Below are 17041 nucleotides of genomic sequence, written 5' to 3' on the forward strand. Positions count from 1 at the left end.
GACTACGTAAAACGGGAAAGCTTTCCCTGGATAATTAAGCTGCTGCTTCCTTTGTTCCTTTTCCCGATAAGAATGTGGGACCTGGCGACAGCCAAGCGGGTCGATCATTTTGTCGCGATTTCCGAAACGGTCGCCGCGAGGATTAAACAGCATTATGGTCGGGAATCAGACATAATCTATCCGCCGGTAAATTGCGATTATTTTTTGCCGAGCGCGGTGGACGGGGACTATTTTCTGGAAGTGGTCAGGTTAAATCCGTATAAAAGAATCGATTTGGTGGTCGAAGCCTTTAATCGGTTGGGCAGTCGTTTGAGGATTGTGGGCGATGGGCCAGACCGGGCCAGGTTGCAAAAAATGGCTAAAGCGAACGTTGAATTTACCGGGAAAATCTCAGATGAAGAGTTGTTGTCTGTTGTTGCCCAATGTCGGGCACTAATTTTTCCGGGTGAAGAAGACTGGGGGTTGGCTCCTTTAGAAGCGATGTCGTGCGGCCGGCCAGTTATCGCCTTTAGAGGGGGTTCTGCTGTTGAATTTGTAAAAGAGCCAGAGACCGGTTGTTTTTTTAATGAGTCGACTGTGGAATCGCTTATGCAGACCGTTAATAAATTTGCCGGATATAAATATGATAAGAACGCAGTCAGAGACCATGCTTTGACATATGACCGTTCAAAATTCAGGGGTCAGATTAAATTATATATTGAAGAAAAACAAAAATCGGCTAAATTATGAAACAAGTGGTAAAACATATTTCAGTTGGTGAATTTATTATAGACCAAGAGGAAAAACGCTTGGTCAACCAGGTTTTAGACAGCGGCAGGATCTCTGAAGGGAAGATGACTCAAAAATTCGAACAGCTCTTCAGGGAATATGTCGGCGCAAAATATTGCGTGGCGGTCAATTCCGGGACCAGCGCTTTGATCGCCGGCTTTTTGGCCCTGCTTCAGGACCAGCGTTACAAAAAAACAGTGAAAGGGGCCAAGGTTATTACGACCCCTTTAACCTATGTTGCCGATGCCAACGCCATTCTTATGGCCGGGCTGGAACCGGTTTTTGTTGATGTCGATCCTGGAAAATTTTCGATCAATCCTGAACTGATAGAGCAAAAGGTAAAAGAGCTGGGTAAAGATAATGTGGCGATTGTTTTACCTGTCCATCTCATGGGTTATATGTGCGACATGGACAAGATCAATTCTATGGCGGCAAAGAACGATTTGGTTGTTTTTGAAGATGCGGCACAGGCCCATGGCAGTCTTTATCACGGCAAAAAAGCCGGCTCTTTATCTACCCTGGCTGCTTTTTCTTTTTATATCGCCCATAATATTCAGGCCGGAGAAATGGGGGCGCTAACGACCAGCGATAATCAACTCTATAAGAACCTGAAAAAGATCAAAGCCAATGGCCGTGATTGCGACTGTGAAGTTTGTTCCCGGAAAATAAGCGGATGTGTCAAACCAGGGAGCGACAATGACCAAGATTATGATCCGAGATTTTCACATAGTTTGATCGGGGCAAACTTTAAAACTATGGAGTTTCAATCGGCTTTGGGGGTCGCCCAGTTAGGCAAGGTTGACCAGATTTTCAACAAAAGGCTAAAAAATGTGAAATATTTAAACGACAAACTGTCTGAATACCAAGATATTATGCAACTGCCGGAGTTTTCTGGCCAGGTCAGTTATTTGGCCTATCCGATTGTTTTGAAAAAGAACAAGAATGTCAACAGAAAAATAATGCGAAAATTACTTGAAACGATGGGGGTCGAGACCCGTCCATTATTTGCCTGTATCCCAACCCAGGTTGAATCTTACAAGTATTTGAAAAATCAGTATTCAGGTCAATTGCCTAATGCCGAATATCTTGGGGAAAATGCTTTTTATGTTGGCTGTCATCAATACCTGACCCAGGATGATTTGGACTATATTGTTGCCGCTTTCGCAAAGATAATTAAAGAGATATAATATACAATATGAAAAACAATAAACAAGTTAAACACAAGCAATCTATAAATACAACAAACAAGAAACCTTTTGCTTTCTCTTTTGATCTGGCGCTTGAGATCGGCATTCTTATACTTTTATTTTTGATCCCGATAGTTTTTGACCGCCGGATCGGGATCGTTTTTTCCGGGACCAAAGTTACCTGGCTCCGTAACCTGGTCATTATTTTAATGAGCTTGTGGGGGATCAAATTGCTGGTGACCGGCCGCCATCGCTTGGTCCGGACCCCGCTTGATTGGCCGGTCCTGACCTTTCTGCTGACCACGACGGTAGCAGCGATTACTTCAGTTAATGTTTTTACCAGTATTGCCGGTTTTTACGGCCGCTTTGAAGGACTTTCAACCTGGTATACCTACGGCCTTCTCTTTTTCCTGGTTACTAATTATATTCGTTCCATTGATCAGGTTAAGCGCCTGATCGTGATGACGATCCCGGCGGCAACGATCCAGGCGATCTACGGTATTATTGCCCGGGCAGGGGTTGATCCTTACGCCTGGGGCGGGGTCCCTACCGTGATGCGGGTTATAGGCCTGATCGGCCAGCCGAACTTTTTTGCCGCTTATGTGATCATGACCTTCTTTTTAACGATCGCTTTATTTCTGGAAGACCAGCCTGAAAGTTCAGACCGGACCAATTGGCTCCCGTTGGCCGCCTTTGTTTTTATTAACGCCATCTTTGTATTTTTGATCTACAACCTTGGGGCTTACGATGTTCCTCAATGGATCATTGGTTTTTCTTTAATGATCGGGGCCGCTTTGTATTTTGCTTTTACCTACCAGCGTTTACCGCTTATTATCTGGGAAGCGATCTTGGTCGTTTCCCTGCTTTTAATGTACATGGCCCTTCTTTACACCCAGAGCCGGGGCGGTTACATGGGCTTTTTTACCGGAGCGGTCCTTTTTGCTTTATGCGCCGGTCGGCATCGGATCTTTAACAATTTTAAGAAGTTGTCTTTTCTTTTGTTGTTAATTGTGGCTATTACCGGGATAATCGCTTTTGATCCGGCTTTTTCACCGTTCCAGAGATTTACTTCGGAAGTATCAATTAAAACTGATCTTGGAGTAGAAGATAAAGGGATTGATCAGCAGGAAACATCCGCAAAACTTGAGCTCAAAGGGGCGGCCGGTTCCCGCGGTGAGACCTGGAAAAGCGCCGCCAAGATAATTGTTGATTATCCGCTGTTTGGGATCGGCCCGGAAGTTTTAAAAATGGTCTTCCCGAGGTACGAAACCGAAATGTTCCGCTTCCTGGAAGCGTTCCATGTCAAGCAGGACCGCTGTCACAATGAAACATTTGATGTCCCGGTTACCAAGGGTTTGACCACATTGTTCGTCTATCTCTGGCTTCTGGGGACGGTCTTTCTGGTCGGGCTAAAAACAGCCAGACGGACTTCCGGGACGCACAATCTTTTGGTTTCCGGTGCTTTGGCAGCGATTCTCTCTTATTTGATCCAGAACCAGTTTAGCTTTGGCGTTGTGGCGATCACTTCGTTATTTTGGGCCCTGTGGGGGGTAGTGATGAGCCTGAGCCGGGCCGGGGAAAATATTTTGCCGGAGAACAAAAAACTTTCCTGGGATGATATCCCCTGGCTGCCGCTGGCCCTGATCATCGCGGGGGCCACGTTATTGATCTATTTTTCCTTTATCCCTTTTTGGGGAGATCGGGATTTTAAGACCGGAAAGACTTATCTGGAAATGAAAAGGGCGCCTGAAGCCGTGTTGAACCTGAACCGTTCATTAGAGATCGATCCTTTTGAAGGGACGGTGATCTCGCATTTGGGGATCGCTTATTTGAATCAGAATAATTTTAGCGAAGCGGTGAAAGTTTTAACCTATGGGACGAAGGTTGATCCTTACAATGCCGACAATTATTTGATGCTGGCCAAGGTCGCGCTGGTCCAGGCTGATCAGGGCATACCAGGCAAATCGGCCGAAGCGATGCGCTTGAGCAAGATCGGGGTCGCCCTTGATCCTTATTACGCTGAGATCTTCCAGCTGATGGGGACGATCTATGAGCGGCAAGGTGAGAAATTGAAGGCGGCGCGGATGTACCAAAAAACTTTTATGATCAATCCCAATCTCGGCGAGGCGATGCTGGCCATGGAAAGGGTCGCTGCTCCGGACTTTATCGAAAAGGCGTTCGCCCAGGCTTTTGAGCGGTACAAGGACAAGAGTCCCGTGCTGGAAAAACTGGGCGGTTATTATTATAATCGCGGGGATCTTAATAAAGCGCTTAATATTGCCCGTCGGATGGCCCGGATCGAACCAAAAGGGACATTTGCTTATATTTTAGCCGGGCAGGTTTACCTGCGCCAGAACAACCTGGAACAAGCGCGCAAGACCTTTGAGCAGGTCGTTTTTCTTGATCCAAAGAACAGCACTGCTCTTCAATCCTTGGGTATGATCTATTTAAAAAAAGGGGATGTGGCAAAAGCGAAAGAGCTTTTTTCACAGGTACTGATCGTTGATCCGAATAATGAACAGGCCAAAAGAATAGTCGGGGGACGATGATAAAAGTAATCCTTGACCTTCTCCTTATTAATTTTTCTTTTGTTCTGGCCTATTATTTTCGTTTTAAGATTTTGATGTTTTATGCCCCGACCTCGATCCCCGTTTTTGGCCAATATCTTTCCTCCCTGGTTTTTATTTCTCTGGTTTGGCTGGCGGTCTTTCGTTTGGTTGGCCTTTACGACCAGAAGAAATTTACCGCTTTAATTGATGAGCTTGCTTTGTTGCTTTGGGGTGTGATCGCTTCCAGCCTGGTCCTGGTTGGCTTGCTTTATCTTTCCCGTGGCTTATGGTTTTCCAGATTGGTTTTGGCCAATGTCTGGTGGATCGCTTTTCTCCTTTTGGCCGCGAACCGGATCTTTCTTGTTTACGTCAGGCGCTGGCTTTACACGCGCGGCCTGGGGTTGAAGAAAACCATTGTACTGGGGGCCGGCCAGATGGGGGAGACTATGACCAGGAAAATGATCTCTGACAAAGGGCTGGGGTATCAGGTTATCGGCTTTCTTGATGACGACCCGGCCAAGATCGGGCAAAAGATCGGGGGGGTCCCGGTTCTTGGCCCTTTGCGCAGCGTTAAAGAGATCGCCAGAGAGGGGAAGCTTGATCATGTAGTGATCGCCAGCGCCAAGATCCCGGCCGAGACCACGCTTGATATCATCACCGATTGTGAGCGGTTTGGCCTGGAGTTTAAGATCGTTCCGGGGATATTGGAGATCATTGCCAGCCGGGTTGATGCCGATGAGTTGGGGGGGATCCCGATCCTGACCGTTTCGGAGATCAGGTTAAAAAGCTTTAACGCGGTCATAAAACGGACGACCGATCTTATTCTTTCTTTTCTGGCGATATTGGTCTTGTCCCCGATTTATTTGGTTTTTTCTTTGCTGATAAAGGCGACCTCTCCCGGACCGGTTCTTTATTGCCAGGAGAGGGTCGGCCGGGACGGAGAGACCTTTAAAATGTTCAAATTCCGTTCGATGATCGATAAAGCGGACGAAAAGATCACCGAGCTGAAAGGTCATTCGGAGGTTGGCGACGTTCTGTTTAAAATGAAAAACGACCCCAGGATCACACCGCTGGGAAGATTTATGCGGCGCTATAGTATTGACGAGTTCCCCCAGTTTTTCAATGTTTTCCTTGGCTCAATGAGCATTGTCGGCCCGCGTCCACCGCTGCCGCGCGAAGTCGTCAAATATAACGCCTGGCATAATAAACGCCTGCGGGTCAGGCCCGGGATCACCGGTCCCTGGCAGGTGCAGGGGAGGTCGCAGCTTCCCTTTGAGGATATGGTCAGACTGGATATTTACTACATTGAAAATTGGTCGCTCTGGCTTGATTTTAAATTGCTCTGTTTGACTATCCCGGTCGTCCTGACCGGCAAAGGGGCCTACTGATAAACGATCAGCTTTCCTCTCATTAGCTCGCTCCGTCCGCCGCTGGAGATCCCGATCGTGTAGAGATACACCCCGTTAGCGACCTGACCGCCAAAATGGTCGCGTCCGTTCCAGGCAAAGATGTTGGTGTTGGAGGAGGGAAACTCTTTTTTCCAAACCAGTTCACCGGTCAGGTTAAAAATGTAGAGCCTGATATCCGCCGGGAGAGAGAAGCCGGCAGAAAGGCGGCAAATAAAATAGGTTTGGCCATCCAGCCTGGGTGAGAATGGATTGGGGGCGTTGCCGACGTCGGAGAGGAGCACTCCCGACGAGTGAATAGCGGAAGAAAAACTTATCGTTTGAGCGGCAGAGTTGCCGGCCAGGTCGAGCCCTTCAATAACAATAGTGTTGTTCCCGGGAACGATCGGGACCTCTTTGCTAAATGTTTGGCTGGGAAAAAAACTATAAATCTCTTTGCCATTGCTGGTGATCATTACTTTTTGCAGGTTCCGGTCTGAGATAGCTCCATTGATGACAATGGTCTGTCGTTCGGTCACTTCGGGCGTCGCTTCTATCACTAATTTGGGGACGATCGTATCCTGGCAATACCAGAAAGTGCTTTGGGGGGAGGTGTTGCCGACCCGGTCGCGCGGTTTTACGGTGACCTCATAAGTCCCGTCCGAAAGAGGGAGGGTGATCCGGGCTTTAAGCGAAGCTTCGCTCGAACTGAATGTTTCACAGCTGGTCCCATTGACCATGACGATCGTGCCGGCCGGGTCAAGGCCGCTTCCGTTGTCGCTTAGGGGGAGGGGAAACTCAAAAGGAAATCTGCCAAAAACAGTCGCTCCGCCGGTCACGGTCAAGGTTGGCGGGGTGGCGTCAATGTTCAAGGAGAGTTGCTTTTCCGTCTTAGGCAATTTAACGGTCATTTGGGCTCCGCCGTCGCTTATTTTATTTGGGAGCGTGATCAGTCCGGACAAACTTTGTTCGGCTTGGTCATAGTAAAGAGTTTCGTTTAACGACTCTCCGTTGATCTTGACCGTCGCTTCGGTCTCGTCAACGAGCTCGTTTGTCGGGTCGGTGACCTGGATTTCGCAGTATATTATTGATCCGGGTTTTAGCCAATCGGTTTCCGCTGGCTTAATAAGCTTTAACTGAAGGGTGGTGGGGATGGCGTAGTTGATGGTCAATGAGTTTTTAGTGGTGTTTCCCGCTTCATCGGTCGCGGTCAAAAGAAAAAAGTTGACGCCAGGCTTGAGCGCTTGTTGCGATTCAAATGTTCCGCTTGAACGAACAGGTATTGTTTGTCCGTTGATCGTAAAGGTTCCAGGTTCATTGACGGTCCCCTGAAGCCGGTAGTTGTTGTCGATCGTTTCAGCGCTGGAAGCAACAATGATGACCGGGGCGGTTCGATCAAGAGTAAATGAGGCTATTTTATCTATTGTGAAAGCGGCTAAACCGTCATTGACGGCGAGCCTGGCATAATATTTCCCATCCGGAAGATCGCCCGGCAGAGTAATTGTTTGTTTAAGTATGCCCGCCGCCGCCGCGACCAGCATGCTCCTGGTTTTCAGGGGAAAAAACTCCGGATCGGGGGATATTTCCAGCGTCCAGACAGAGGGGACAGGCTTTGATATGGCGATAATTTCCAGGGAAGAATTGGTTGACGCCGGTTGCATGGTCAGTTCCGCGTTTGATGCTGGTACTGGTACAAGGACCTTCCAGGAAACAAGCCCGGGGGGTGTTTCCGGCCCAATAATAAAGCCGCGCCATTTTTCACCGTCCCAGGCAAGCCTGGCCGGTTGTTCAGGCAAGTCCAGCTTTTTTGGTTGGGAGAAAGACTTTCCCCCGTTAAGAGAAACTACCGCAAAAGCCTCTCTTCGGCCCAAATACTGTTGTTGCCAGACTATTAGCGGGCCAAACGGACCCGGCGCGATCCGGGCAAGAACGATCGGGTCAAAGCCCTCAGTAATTTTTATCAGTGATCTGTTCTTTGCCGAATATAAAAATAATCGATAGCGATCCGGATATTTGCTGGAAGTGCTGAAAACCAGATCGCACCCGTTTTGACCGTCGGAAGCGAGGGCCAGTCGGCCGATGGTTTCCCCGGTTGGGGTGATCAATTCCGGTTCCAGCCAGGTTTCTCCCTGATCGTTTGAACTGGCCAGGCAGATGGAGTCGTTTTTTTGCCAGGCGGCAAAGAGGTTTCCACCGCTGGCCAATATTTTAGGGTTTTTACCGGTCTTAGATAACGATCGTGTTTCAGAAAAGTTGAAATTGTTTCCGCTGGTCTTTGAGAGAAAAACCTCTTTTGAGGTTTGATGGATCAAATAGTATTTCAAAGCGGTTTGATCAGCTGCCAGATCAAAAGCCTCGGCGGAGAAGGAAAGGGTTATTGGCTGGCTGAATGAGCTTCCCAGGTCAAGAGATCTGGCAAGTTTAATGTTTTTTCCTTCCAGCCAGCTTTGCAGAAGGTTACCCGAATGGTCAATATATATTTCAGGGGCCGCACAAGCGTTGCTGACCAGGAAAAATATTGATATTAAGCCTAATTTCAACCTCACGCGCGAATTTTAGCATTCTTTACTTGGTATATCAAATCAGCTATAATCACAAAAAATGATAAAAAAACCATCAAAGATCGTTATTGTTGGAGCGGGGCCTGTTGGCTGCTACTTAGGGCAACTGCTCAAGCAGCATGGCTTTGATCCGCTGATCCTGGAAGAGCATCCGGAAGTAGGAAAACCGGTCCAATGCGCCGGTATTGTTGGCCGTGGACTATTTGAGGATATGCGGATCCCGCTTTCACACCGATCGATCCTGAACATCATTGATGGCTCTCTCGTTTCCTACCGGGAGAGATCATTTGAGCTGCACCGCCCCAAAGTCGCCTACATTGTTGACCGGGAACTTTTTGACAAGGAATTGAGCCATAAGCTGAATATTGAGTACAATGCCAGGCTTAACGATATTAAACGGATCAAGGATGGTTATATTCTGGAAACGACTAACGGAGAATATTTTACCGAGATCGTTGTCGGCGCCGACGGACCTAATTCCCGGGTTAGAAAAGGGCTGGCCTTCCACTCGGAAATGCGCTTGTACCGGGGCTATCAATATCGCGCCAAAATGGAGATGGCCAAGCTTAACCAGGTGGTGACCGACTATAATGTCCCATTCTCTCTGTTCAACTGGGTGATCCCTGAAGGGGAGAACGGACTGGTCAGGATCGGTTCCATTTCAAACAATCCTTATCAGGACCTGAATAGTTTTATTGAGCGCCAGGGATATAAGTTCGAACTGGTCGAGAAAAATGCCGGCGCGATCCCGATCGGGACCTGTCAGCTGGTTAAAGAATGGGCCGCCCTGGTAGGGGATGCCGCCTGCCAGATCAAGCCGATCACTTCCGGCGGCATCTATTACGGACTGAAGTCGGCCGAATTGCTGGCTGATGCCATTAAAGCGGGAAATCTTTCTCAGTACGAGGTCCGCTGGGGAGAAGAATTTGGCCAGGAGGTCAAGACCTGCCTTTTGATCAGGAACGTCCTGGAGAATATGGACGAAAAGGTGCTGGCCAAGGTCTTTGACTATGTCCGGGAAAATGCCAAAGTCATTGAGAAAATGGGAGATTTTGAGAACCATTCCTCGGTTGTTTGGGGGCTGATCTCCAACCCGAGGACCTATTCGACGGTTGGGACGGTCATGATGGGGATGCTCAAGAACCCGAAATTCCTGATGCAGTCGCTTTTAAAATATCCGCGGGGCAAATGATCAAGAAAATATCAAGTGTTTTGATTGTACTGGCTGTGGTGGGGGTTGGTCTATACCTGGCTCACCCCCTGATCCTTCCCGGCCTGGCTGATTTTTTAATAGTTAAAGATCAAATAGAGAAAGCCGATATGATCATTGTTTTGGCGGGCGATTATAACGGCGAAAGAGTAAGACAGGCGGCCCAGCTTTATAACCGGGGATACGCGCCGGTTATTTTGATGTCGGGAGGACCGGTCGCCTGGAAGCTGACTTACGCCGCTAACATGAAGTACGAAGCGATCGCCCTTGGTGTTCCGGCCAAAGCGATATTACTTCAGGACAAGTCGCTCTCAACGATCGAAGATGCCCGGTTCAGCTTGCCGATCGTTCAGGAGAAAAAGGCTTTTTCGGTAATTGTAGTCACTTCACCGCAGCATTCCAGGCGGGCGGCCAGGGTCTTTCGCAAAATATTTGAGCCGGAAAAGATCAAGGTCATGCTTTATCCGGTTGGCAACAGCAGTTTTAATCCCGATAAATGGTGGACAAAGCATGAAGAGAGTTCGGCGATCCTTTGGGAATATGGCTCGTTAGTCTTTTATTTTATGAAGGGGTACTGAGAAACCCTCACCCCTAACCCCTCTCCCAGAGGGAGAGGGGGAGTTAGTGATATAGTTAAAGTAGTGATAGGTAAACTAGAATAAAGGAGTTGCTATGAAAGTTGGTTTTGGTTACGATGTCCATAAGCTGGTCAAAGGGCGGCCGCTGATCATTGGCGGCGTGGAGATCCCTCATGAGAAGGGGCTTCTTGGCTGGTCGGATGCTGATGTCCTCCTGCATGCCATTATTGACGCGATGATCGGGGCGCTGGGGGAAGGGGATATTGGGGCGCACTTCCCGGCAGGCAATCCGGAGTACAAGGGGATCTCCAGCCTGAAATTACTGGAGTTTGTCAATGAGCTTCTGCGGAGCCGAGGCTATTCGATCGCCAATATCGATTCGACGATCGTGGCGGAAGAGCCTTATTTCGCTCCCCATATCCCGGAAATGCGCAAGGTGATCGCCGGGAAGTTGGATATTCCCGAATCGGCGGTCAATGTCAAAGGGAAGACCGAAGAGAAGCTTGGTTTCACCGGATCAAAAAAGGGGATCAAAGCGTACGCGGTTTGTTTGGTGCATAAGGAAATAAAATAGTGAAACTTGGGGTAAATATTGATCACATAGCGACTCTGCGAGAGGCTCGAAAAGAGTCTTTTCCCGACCCCTTGTCGGCGGCTAAAGAGGCGCTATCCGGTGGGGCGGACGGAATAGTTTGCCATTTGCGTGAGGACCGGCGTCATATCCAGGAGAGGGATATTCTCGGCTTGAAAAAGATGAAGGTCAGGCTCGACCTGGAAATGGCTCCCACTGCGGCGATGCTCGCTTTTGCCCTGAAGATCAAGCCGGAAATGGTTACCCTGGTCCCCGAGAAGCGCCTGGAGATCACGACCGAAGGGGGGCTTGACCTGCTAGCGTCAAGAACGAAGCTTGCGAAGATGGTCCAAAGGTTAAAGAAGGCCGGGATCGTTGTGAGCCTGTTTATCGATCCGGATATAGGACAGATCAAAGCGGCGGCTGAACTGGGGGCCGATTTTATTGAGCTTCATACCGGCTGTTTTGCCAGGGCGTCGTATGTCAAAGGGAAAAGCGGCACCACCCAGAAGGAATTGGCAAAACTGAAGAGAGCGGCTCAACTAACCCTATCACTTGGACTGAGGGTTAATGCCGGACACGGGCTTGATTATCACAATGCCGCTGCGATAGCGAAGATCAAAGGGGTAGAAGAATTAAACATCGGGTTTTCGATCATTGCCAGAGGGCTGTCTGTCGGGATAAGAACGGCCACGGCAGAAATGAGGAGGATTATCAAGTGAAGATCGCATTAGCTTCGGACCATGCCGGATTTGCCATGAAGGAGCGGGTAAAACAACATTTTGCTGAAAAAGGCATTGAATTCAAGGACTTTGGCGCCAACTCCGAGGAGTCGGTCGATTATCCTGATTACGCGTATCCTGCCGCCCGGGCGGTCGCCAAAGGGGAATTTGACCGGGGGATCTTTGTCTGCGGGTCAGGTGTTGGGGTGACGATCGTTGCCAATAAGGTCAAGGGGATCAGGGCGGTCAACGCGAACGATGTTTATACCGCCAAACAGAGTCGGGAGCATGGGGACTGCAATGTCCTTTGCCTCGCCGGGAAACGTCTGCCGGCCTCTGAAGCAATGGCTATTGTCGATGCCTGGCTGGAGACCAGGTTTTCGGGCGACGAAAGGCATCTGCGCCGCATCAGGAAGATCGACCAATGAAAGCGCTGATCATGGCGGCCGGTTACGGGACCCGGATGGAGCCGCTGACCCTGGCGGTCCCCAAGCCGATGACCCCGATCGTCAACCTGCCGACGATGCAGCATAATATCGAGCTCCTCAAACGCTGGGGTTTTGAGGATCTGACCGCCAATATCCATTACCATCCGGAACAGATCGAGAATTATTTTGGAGACGGATATAATTTTGGGGTTAACCTGAACTACTCATACGAAGAAGAGCTTCTGGGAACAGCCGGCGGGGTAAAAAGAATGGGGGAGGAGATCGCCAGGATCAATGAGGAATTTTTAGTCCTCTCGTCCGACGCGCTCACCGACGTCAATCTCCAGAGATTGGTCGAATTCCATAAAAGCAAAGGGGCGCTGGCGACCATTGCTTTGGCCAGGGTTGACAATGTCAGTGAATTCGGGGTCGTTCTGCATGACGAAGAAGGGCACATTACCGGCTTCCAGGAGAAGCCGAGCCAGGAAGAGGCCAAAAACGATCTGGTCAACACCGGTATTTATGTTTTTGAACCGGAGGTCCTCAAAATGATCCCGGCCGGTTTTTTTGATTTTGGCAAACAGCTCTTTCCCGAGCTGATCAGCAAAAAAGCGCCGGTTTACGGTTACAACATGGTCGAGTACTGGAGCGATGTCGGAGGGTTGGATAAATATATCCAGTCAAACTATGATGCGATGAAGGGATTGGTCCAGATCAGGATCCCCGGGAATAAAAAGGCCAGTTCGACCTGGGTAGGGGAGCGGGAGAGGATCGACCCGAGCGCCAGGTTCGAAGGATCGGTAATTATTGGCGACCGCTGTTCCATTGGCAAGGATGTCTATATCAAGGACGCTGTTATTGGCGACAAGTGCGTGATCCGTGACGGTGCCGTGGTGACCGGGTCTGTTCTCTGGTCCGATGTTATTGTTTCCTCCGGTTCAGCGGTCTCGGATTCGGTGATCGGGAATTTTTCTTATGTTGGCGAGAACGTCAAGGTTCCGTCCGGCTCAGTGATCGCCAACCGCTCTGTAATCCGCTCCGGCTCCACGCTTCAGGGGTCCCTCCACCTTAAACCGAACTCAATAATATAATCATTATAAGGACGCAAGTTTTACCCCCCTGATCCCGATAAAGAGGGTGAAGGGGTGATCGATTTGTTAAAAAAATTCGCGGTCTTTTTCCTGTTAATTGGCCTCGCTTTTCCAGCCCATGCTCTTGATCTTGGCGCTCGCGCTATGGGGATGGGTGGAGCTTTTACCGGACTGGCTGACGACGTTAGCGCTATTGTGGCCAACCCGGCCGGATTGACCGCTATTAACAGGGAATCAAGCCTGATCGCGAGCCGGGTTTCGACCGACCGGCAATCGAGCTTTATCGGCGGGGTCGAAACCACCCCGATCGGCAATTTTGGTATTGCCTATGTCTCTTCGACTGACCAGGCGTCGATCGGGAGCCTTGATTTTAGCGAATTTACCTCGGAAAATGTCGTTTCCTACAGCTCACAAACCGTTTATCTTTCATACGCTAACGAATTGAACAAAGTTATCCGCGCCCCTTCCAGCTTAGGGGTACTCTCTTACGGTGTTAACCTTAAGCTCTCCAGCCGGAAGTTTAATACATCGCAAGGGCTTGCCCAGGATGCCGGTTCCAACGTCGATGTTGACCTGGCGACGATGTTTAAGCCTAATGATAATCTGGCCCTGGGGATGTCGGTCCAAAATATGATGAGCAGTGAGAAGGCTAACCAGGGGGGTGGCTTGTCGGCAATCGATGGTAAGGCTGGCGTGCTGATGGGAATCTCCGGAAAACTCCTTGGCGGCGGCCTGGTTTGGAGCGCCGATACCGAGCAGCTTGGTTGTGAGTGGCGGCCGTCCGATGGCCTGGCCCTCCGCCTTGGCCGGGATAAAGAGAGCGTCACCTCCGGTTTGGGGGTCAACTACCGTGGGTTTAGCGTAGATTATGCTTGCGTCCGGAAAGAGGGGCTGGTCCACTATGTTTCAGTGGCGATTGCTCCCTTCAATAGTGATGCCGGGACCAAACAGGCAAATTTGCCGGTTGAGTAATGCAAGTTTTTTGCCGTTTAGTTCGATAGGATGGCTAGGAGGATAGTGTATGGCATTTAGTGAAATTAGTTTTAATTCAACTGTTTCCGATCCAAGAGGACAGTATGTAGGAAAAAAACCAGGTTCTCGCGAAGATGTTAGAGAGAACGCCAACGAACTTGGTGGCAGTACTACCGGAGCTATGGGGGCCGGGGCGAAGGTGTTAGAGGGAAAACCAGCTGTGCCTCACGTTGTCACAGATTTAAGCGGAGCAGCTCATCTGCCGGGAGAAGTGGTTAATCAGCCTGCGGTGTCGCCGCGATCATCGCCGGGAAATATTGATGTTGTAGGAGCATAAAATATGTCTGGAGTAGAAGGAACAACGACAAGAACAGTTGGTAGCGGTCAGGTCCCTGGTTTACGACCTGTTGAGCCGGCTCCTATACCAACGTATCAAATGCAGGGGGACGAAGCGCTAATCCGTTCATTACTGGCGGTAGGGACCGGCAAAAATCCATCAGACACGTCTCGAATGCGGTTTGGCATTTTTACCAGAAAACAAAACTTTGCTGATGTTTGGCGGTCTGTTTTTGGCAATAACCGGCCGATCGACCGGGCGGGTTTTGAGAAGATCATGAAGTTTTATGGGGTTGACGAAGTGACTGATGAAATGTGGAGCTACTTTTCAGGCGGGAAGCAGACGCTGACCTTGAGAGAATTTGCCGCTAATCTTTCGCAGGTCCAAAGGATCTGCGCGATGCGGGGATATCATTTAGGTGAGCTCTGCGAATCAGATAAGATCTACGTCCTGCCGACGGATGGATTTGCCAGGCAGTTGAAAGCAAAAGGCTGTAATTGGCCCGATAGCCTTACAAATAATCCAGGAGTAAGGCAGGCCTGGGAGAGGGCGAAATCATACACCGGGGCGCGCAGCAATAGCGAGGCAAACGATGAAACCTGGCGCTGGTTTGCCATTGAATTAATGATCAATTTTGGTGACAAGGTCATGGCTGAAGGGCACGCCCTGAATGACCTTAATACAGAACACCCCTTGGTCCGCAACCTGTTTGAACGAGCCGCTTTTAATTGGGCGGATACAAACATAGCGTTGTCTCCTCAAGCTTTTGACAAAATGGAAGAGCGGAGTGACAGGATTACAAAAGTCCAAGAACATTACGAACAGGATCCTCTTAACCGCGCCGCCTATGACCTGCGGGGGATTAGATTGACCGACGCCAGGTCGGAACGGCTATTGGATGAGGCGTTGGCCGCTTTTGACTCGAATAATCAGACTTTGTACCTGCAAAAAATAGGGGAGTTAAGAAGGCATACTACGCCGGTCGCGATCCCGGGGGAAAATCCCGGCCGTCCGCCGATTACTCCGCGGCCGATCACGCCAGCCGTGCCGCCTCCTCCGGCTCCGCCAGCTCCACAAACTCCCCCCCAGCCGGTTGGTTCAGGAATACGCTTGAATCCCAACAGGCATTATTAATGGCGGTTGCATTAGCGCTTAAAGTGTGGTAGTTTCTACCCATGTTTGAATTAATTAACGATTTCCACTGGCCGACTTTTTTTCTCACCATAACTTTTGTCATTATTGGGCTTAATATTTGGTACTTTATCGTCGCCAAGATCAACCAGCAGGTCGCTCAAAAACAGGTTGATAAAGTAGACAAAAGCCTAAATCAACTCCTAAAAAAAATGGGCGAAGAGAACAAGAAAATCAATGAGATTCTTGGCAAAAACACGCCAAAAAAGTAGCCTCCTCCTGCGCAAGTTTTACCCCATGGGATTCGATAAGTAAATAGAGATGCCTATTCAAGGAATTACCCCAAATTATTTTGATGATATCAAAAGCCGGGACGATATTGGCGTCCCCGGGGAGGCTCCATACATCCCCAACGGCGATGAACCGATAGAACCTCAAGAAACCGGCGATGCCGCTTCAGTTGATGGCTCTTCTTCCAGCAGTCAGCCTGGTTCCACCACCCCAATGAGCGGCAGTACTGATTCGGGTTATATTGAGAATACCGACGAATACAATAACGCGACCCAACACGCGTCGGATTCTTTGGACAATGCCGAAGCAACTCTTGATGAAATGTTCGCCGGCATTGATAACGAGTCATATACCAGTGACGCGGGAAATGGCTATCAGTCGGTTAACGGCGAAAAATTAGCCCAATTGTTAATATATCTTAATCTGTTAACAAACGCCCAGCTCGCTTTAAAAATGGTCCTTGACGCGCAAGATGAACATAGCAATAAACTTCGGGAGATCATGTACGAAGTCCAGCCGGAAGAAGGGGCCGATGAAGCGACCGCCAGCGCCAGGGAAAAGATGTTCAAGAACGCTAAGGAAAAGTTGAAGATAGTCCAGCAGTTTATCTCCAGCCTTTACAAAAAAGTCTACAATCACAACCTTCAGGTCTACCAGCAGAGGATGAGGGAGATCGAGCAGGAGAAAGAAGATCGCGCCTGGTATGACGACGTCGGCAACTATTTTTCCGGCGGCCAGCAGGATATCGATAACGAAAAGAAAAAGCTTGAAGCGACCCGGCAGTATGGGGACGCGGTTGGGGCCAATATGCGGGCGCTGGAAAGCGCTCTGCAGACCATGGCTATCGTTTTTGAGCAGATGAATACCCCGGAAGGGCGCCAAATGGGGAAACAGTTAGAGAGTATGGCGAAGCAGATCAGTTATATCATGGAAGGGGCAATAAGCCGTCGGCCAAACGCTGACTCTGATTATTACGATGGGGCCGGGATGGACTTTTTCTATAATTCACTCATGGATTTCAGGAACAAGATGGTCCAGACCGAGAACCTGTATCGGGCTATGGCTTACCTCCAGTCTGCCCAGCAGGAGATCTCCGATTCGATCCGGGAAACGGTCCTGGAAATATCGCCGCACTCTTCCAAGCTCCAATATCGGATGATCGCCTCTGAAGGCTTGTTCAACATGGCGAACATGTTCTTTGACAACGCCTACAACACCCTTCAAATGAAGGTTAAGGCTTATAACACCGAGATCCAAATC

At 49.4% G+C, this 17041-nt stretch carries 16 protein-coding genes; 15 read left to right on the top strand and 1 reads right to left on the bottom strand.

The features are described 5' to 3' along the window. The 4 genes from KKF06_02530 to KKF06_02545 all read left to right on the top strand — a co-directional run. Window positions 1–729 (top strand): glycosyltransferase (locus tag KKF06_02530; protein ID MBU1616645.1); only part of this gene is annotated, 729 nt, incomplete at its 5' end. After that, window positions 726–1955 carry a DegT/DnrJ/EryC1/StrS family aminotransferase gene (locus tag KKF06_02535; GenBank protein MBU1616646.1) on the top strand — a complete coding sequence of 410 codons (1230 nt, stop codon included), beginning with the start codon at window positions 726–728 and terminating at the stop codon, window positions 1953–1955. The genes KKF06_02530 and KKF06_02535, both read left to right, overlap by 4 nt. Before the next feature lie 8 nt (window positions 1956–1963). After that, on the top strand, window positions 1964–4504 hold the full coding sequence (locus KKF06_02540; protein ID MBU1616647.1) for a tetratricopeptide repeat protein: 2541 nt from the start codon (window positions 1964–1966) through the stop codon (window positions 4502–4504). Then, window positions 4501–5892, top strand: coding sequence for a sugar transferase (locus KKF06_02545; GenBank protein MBU1616648.1), 1392 nt, complete (start codon window positions 4501–4503; stop codon window positions 5890–5892). Before KKF06_02540 ends, KKF06_02545 begins: the two co-directional genes overlap by 4 nt. Here the strand turns inward: KKF06_02545 and KKF06_02550 are convergent. Beyond that, window positions 5886–8435 (bottom strand): gliding motility-associated C-terminal domain-containing protein, encoded by a 2550-nt coding sequence (locus tag KKF06_02550; GenBank protein MBU1616649.1) that lies wholly within the window; start codon window positions 8433–8435, stop codon window positions 5886–5888. The two genes, KKF06_02545 and KKF06_02550, sit on opposite strands and share 7 nt — an antisense overlap. A 55-nt stretch (window positions 8436–8490) precedes the next feature. On the opposite strand from KKF06_02550, the gene KKF06_02555 reads away from it, so the two are divergent. The 11 genes from KKF06_02555 to KKF06_02605 form a co-directional block, all read left to right on the top strand. Continuing rightward, window positions 8491–9642, top strand: coding sequence for an NAD(P)/FAD-dependent oxidoreductase (locus KKF06_02555; GenBank protein MBU1616650.1), 1152 nt, complete (start codon window positions 8491–8493; stop codon window positions 9640–9642). After that, window positions 9639–10238: a YdcF family protein gene (locus KKF06_02560; protein ID MBU1616651.1), complete on the top strand. Its 600-nt coding sequence runs from the start codon at window positions 9639–9641 to the stop codon at window positions 10236–10238. The genes KKF06_02555 and KKF06_02560 overlap by 4 nt, the downstream gene beginning before the upstream one ends. A gap of 94 nt (window positions 10239–10332) precedes the next feature. Then, entirely contained in the window at window positions 10333–10812 is a 480-nt protein-coding gene (gene ispF, locus KKF06_02565) for a 2-C-methyl-D-erythritol 2,4-cyclodiphosphate synthase (GenBank protein MBU1616652.1), read from the top strand. Next, window positions 10809–11531 (top strand): pyridoxine 5'-phosphate synthase, encoded by a 723-nt coding sequence (locus KKF06_02570; protein MBU1616653.1) that lies wholly within the window; start codon window positions 10809–10811, stop codon window positions 11529–11531. Before ispF ends, KKF06_02570 begins: the two co-directional genes overlap by 4 nt. Beyond that, complete coding sequence (gene rpiB / locus KKF06_02575; protein ID MBU1616654.1) at window positions 11528–11959, top strand: ribose 5-phosphate isomerase B; 432 nt, start codon at window positions 11528–11530, stop codon at window positions 11957–11959. The genes KKF06_02570 and rpiB overlap by 4 nt, the downstream gene beginning before the upstream one ends. Further along, window positions 11956–13050, top strand: a complete 1095-nt coding sequence (locus KKF06_02580) for an NDP-sugar synthase (protein ID MBU1616655.1) — start codon at window positions 11956–11958, stop codon at window positions 13048–13050. Before rpiB ends, KKF06_02580 begins: the two co-directional genes overlap by 4 nt. Before the next feature lie 54 nt (window positions 13051–13104). Then, a complete protein-coding gene (locus KKF06_02585) occupies window positions 13105–14022 on the top strand; it encodes a hypothetical protein (GenBank protein MBU1616656.1) in 918 nt (305 codons plus the stop codon). 49 nt (window positions 14023–14071) lie between these two features. Continuing rightward, window positions 14072–14359, top strand: a complete 288-nt coding sequence (locus tag KKF06_02590; protein ID MBU1616657.1) for a hypothetical protein — start codon at window positions 14072–14074, stop codon at window positions 14357–14359. A gap of 3 nt (window positions 14360–14362) precedes the next feature. Next, window positions 14363–15493: a hypothetical protein gene (locus KKF06_02595; protein ID MBU1616658.1), complete on the top strand. Its 1131-nt coding sequence runs from the start codon at window positions 14363–14365 to the stop codon at window positions 15491–15493. A 41-nt stretch (window positions 15494–15534) separates the two neighbouring features. Beyond that, a complete protein-coding gene (locus KKF06_02600; protein MBU1616659.1) occupies window positions 15535–15762 on the top strand; it encodes a hypothetical protein in 228 nt (75 codons plus the stop codon). A 49-nt stretch (window positions 15763–15811) separates the two neighbouring features. Next, window positions 15812–17041 (top strand): hypothetical protein (locus tag KKF06_02605; GenBank protein ID MBU1616660.1); only part of this gene is annotated, 1230 nt, incomplete at its 3' end.

The sequence above is a fragment of the Candidatus Margulisiibacteriota bacterium genome, from assembly GCA_018822365.1.
Classification (GTDB): Bacteria; Margulisbacteria; WOR-1; order O2-12-FULL-45-9; family XYB2-FULL-48-7; genus XYB2-FULL-45-9.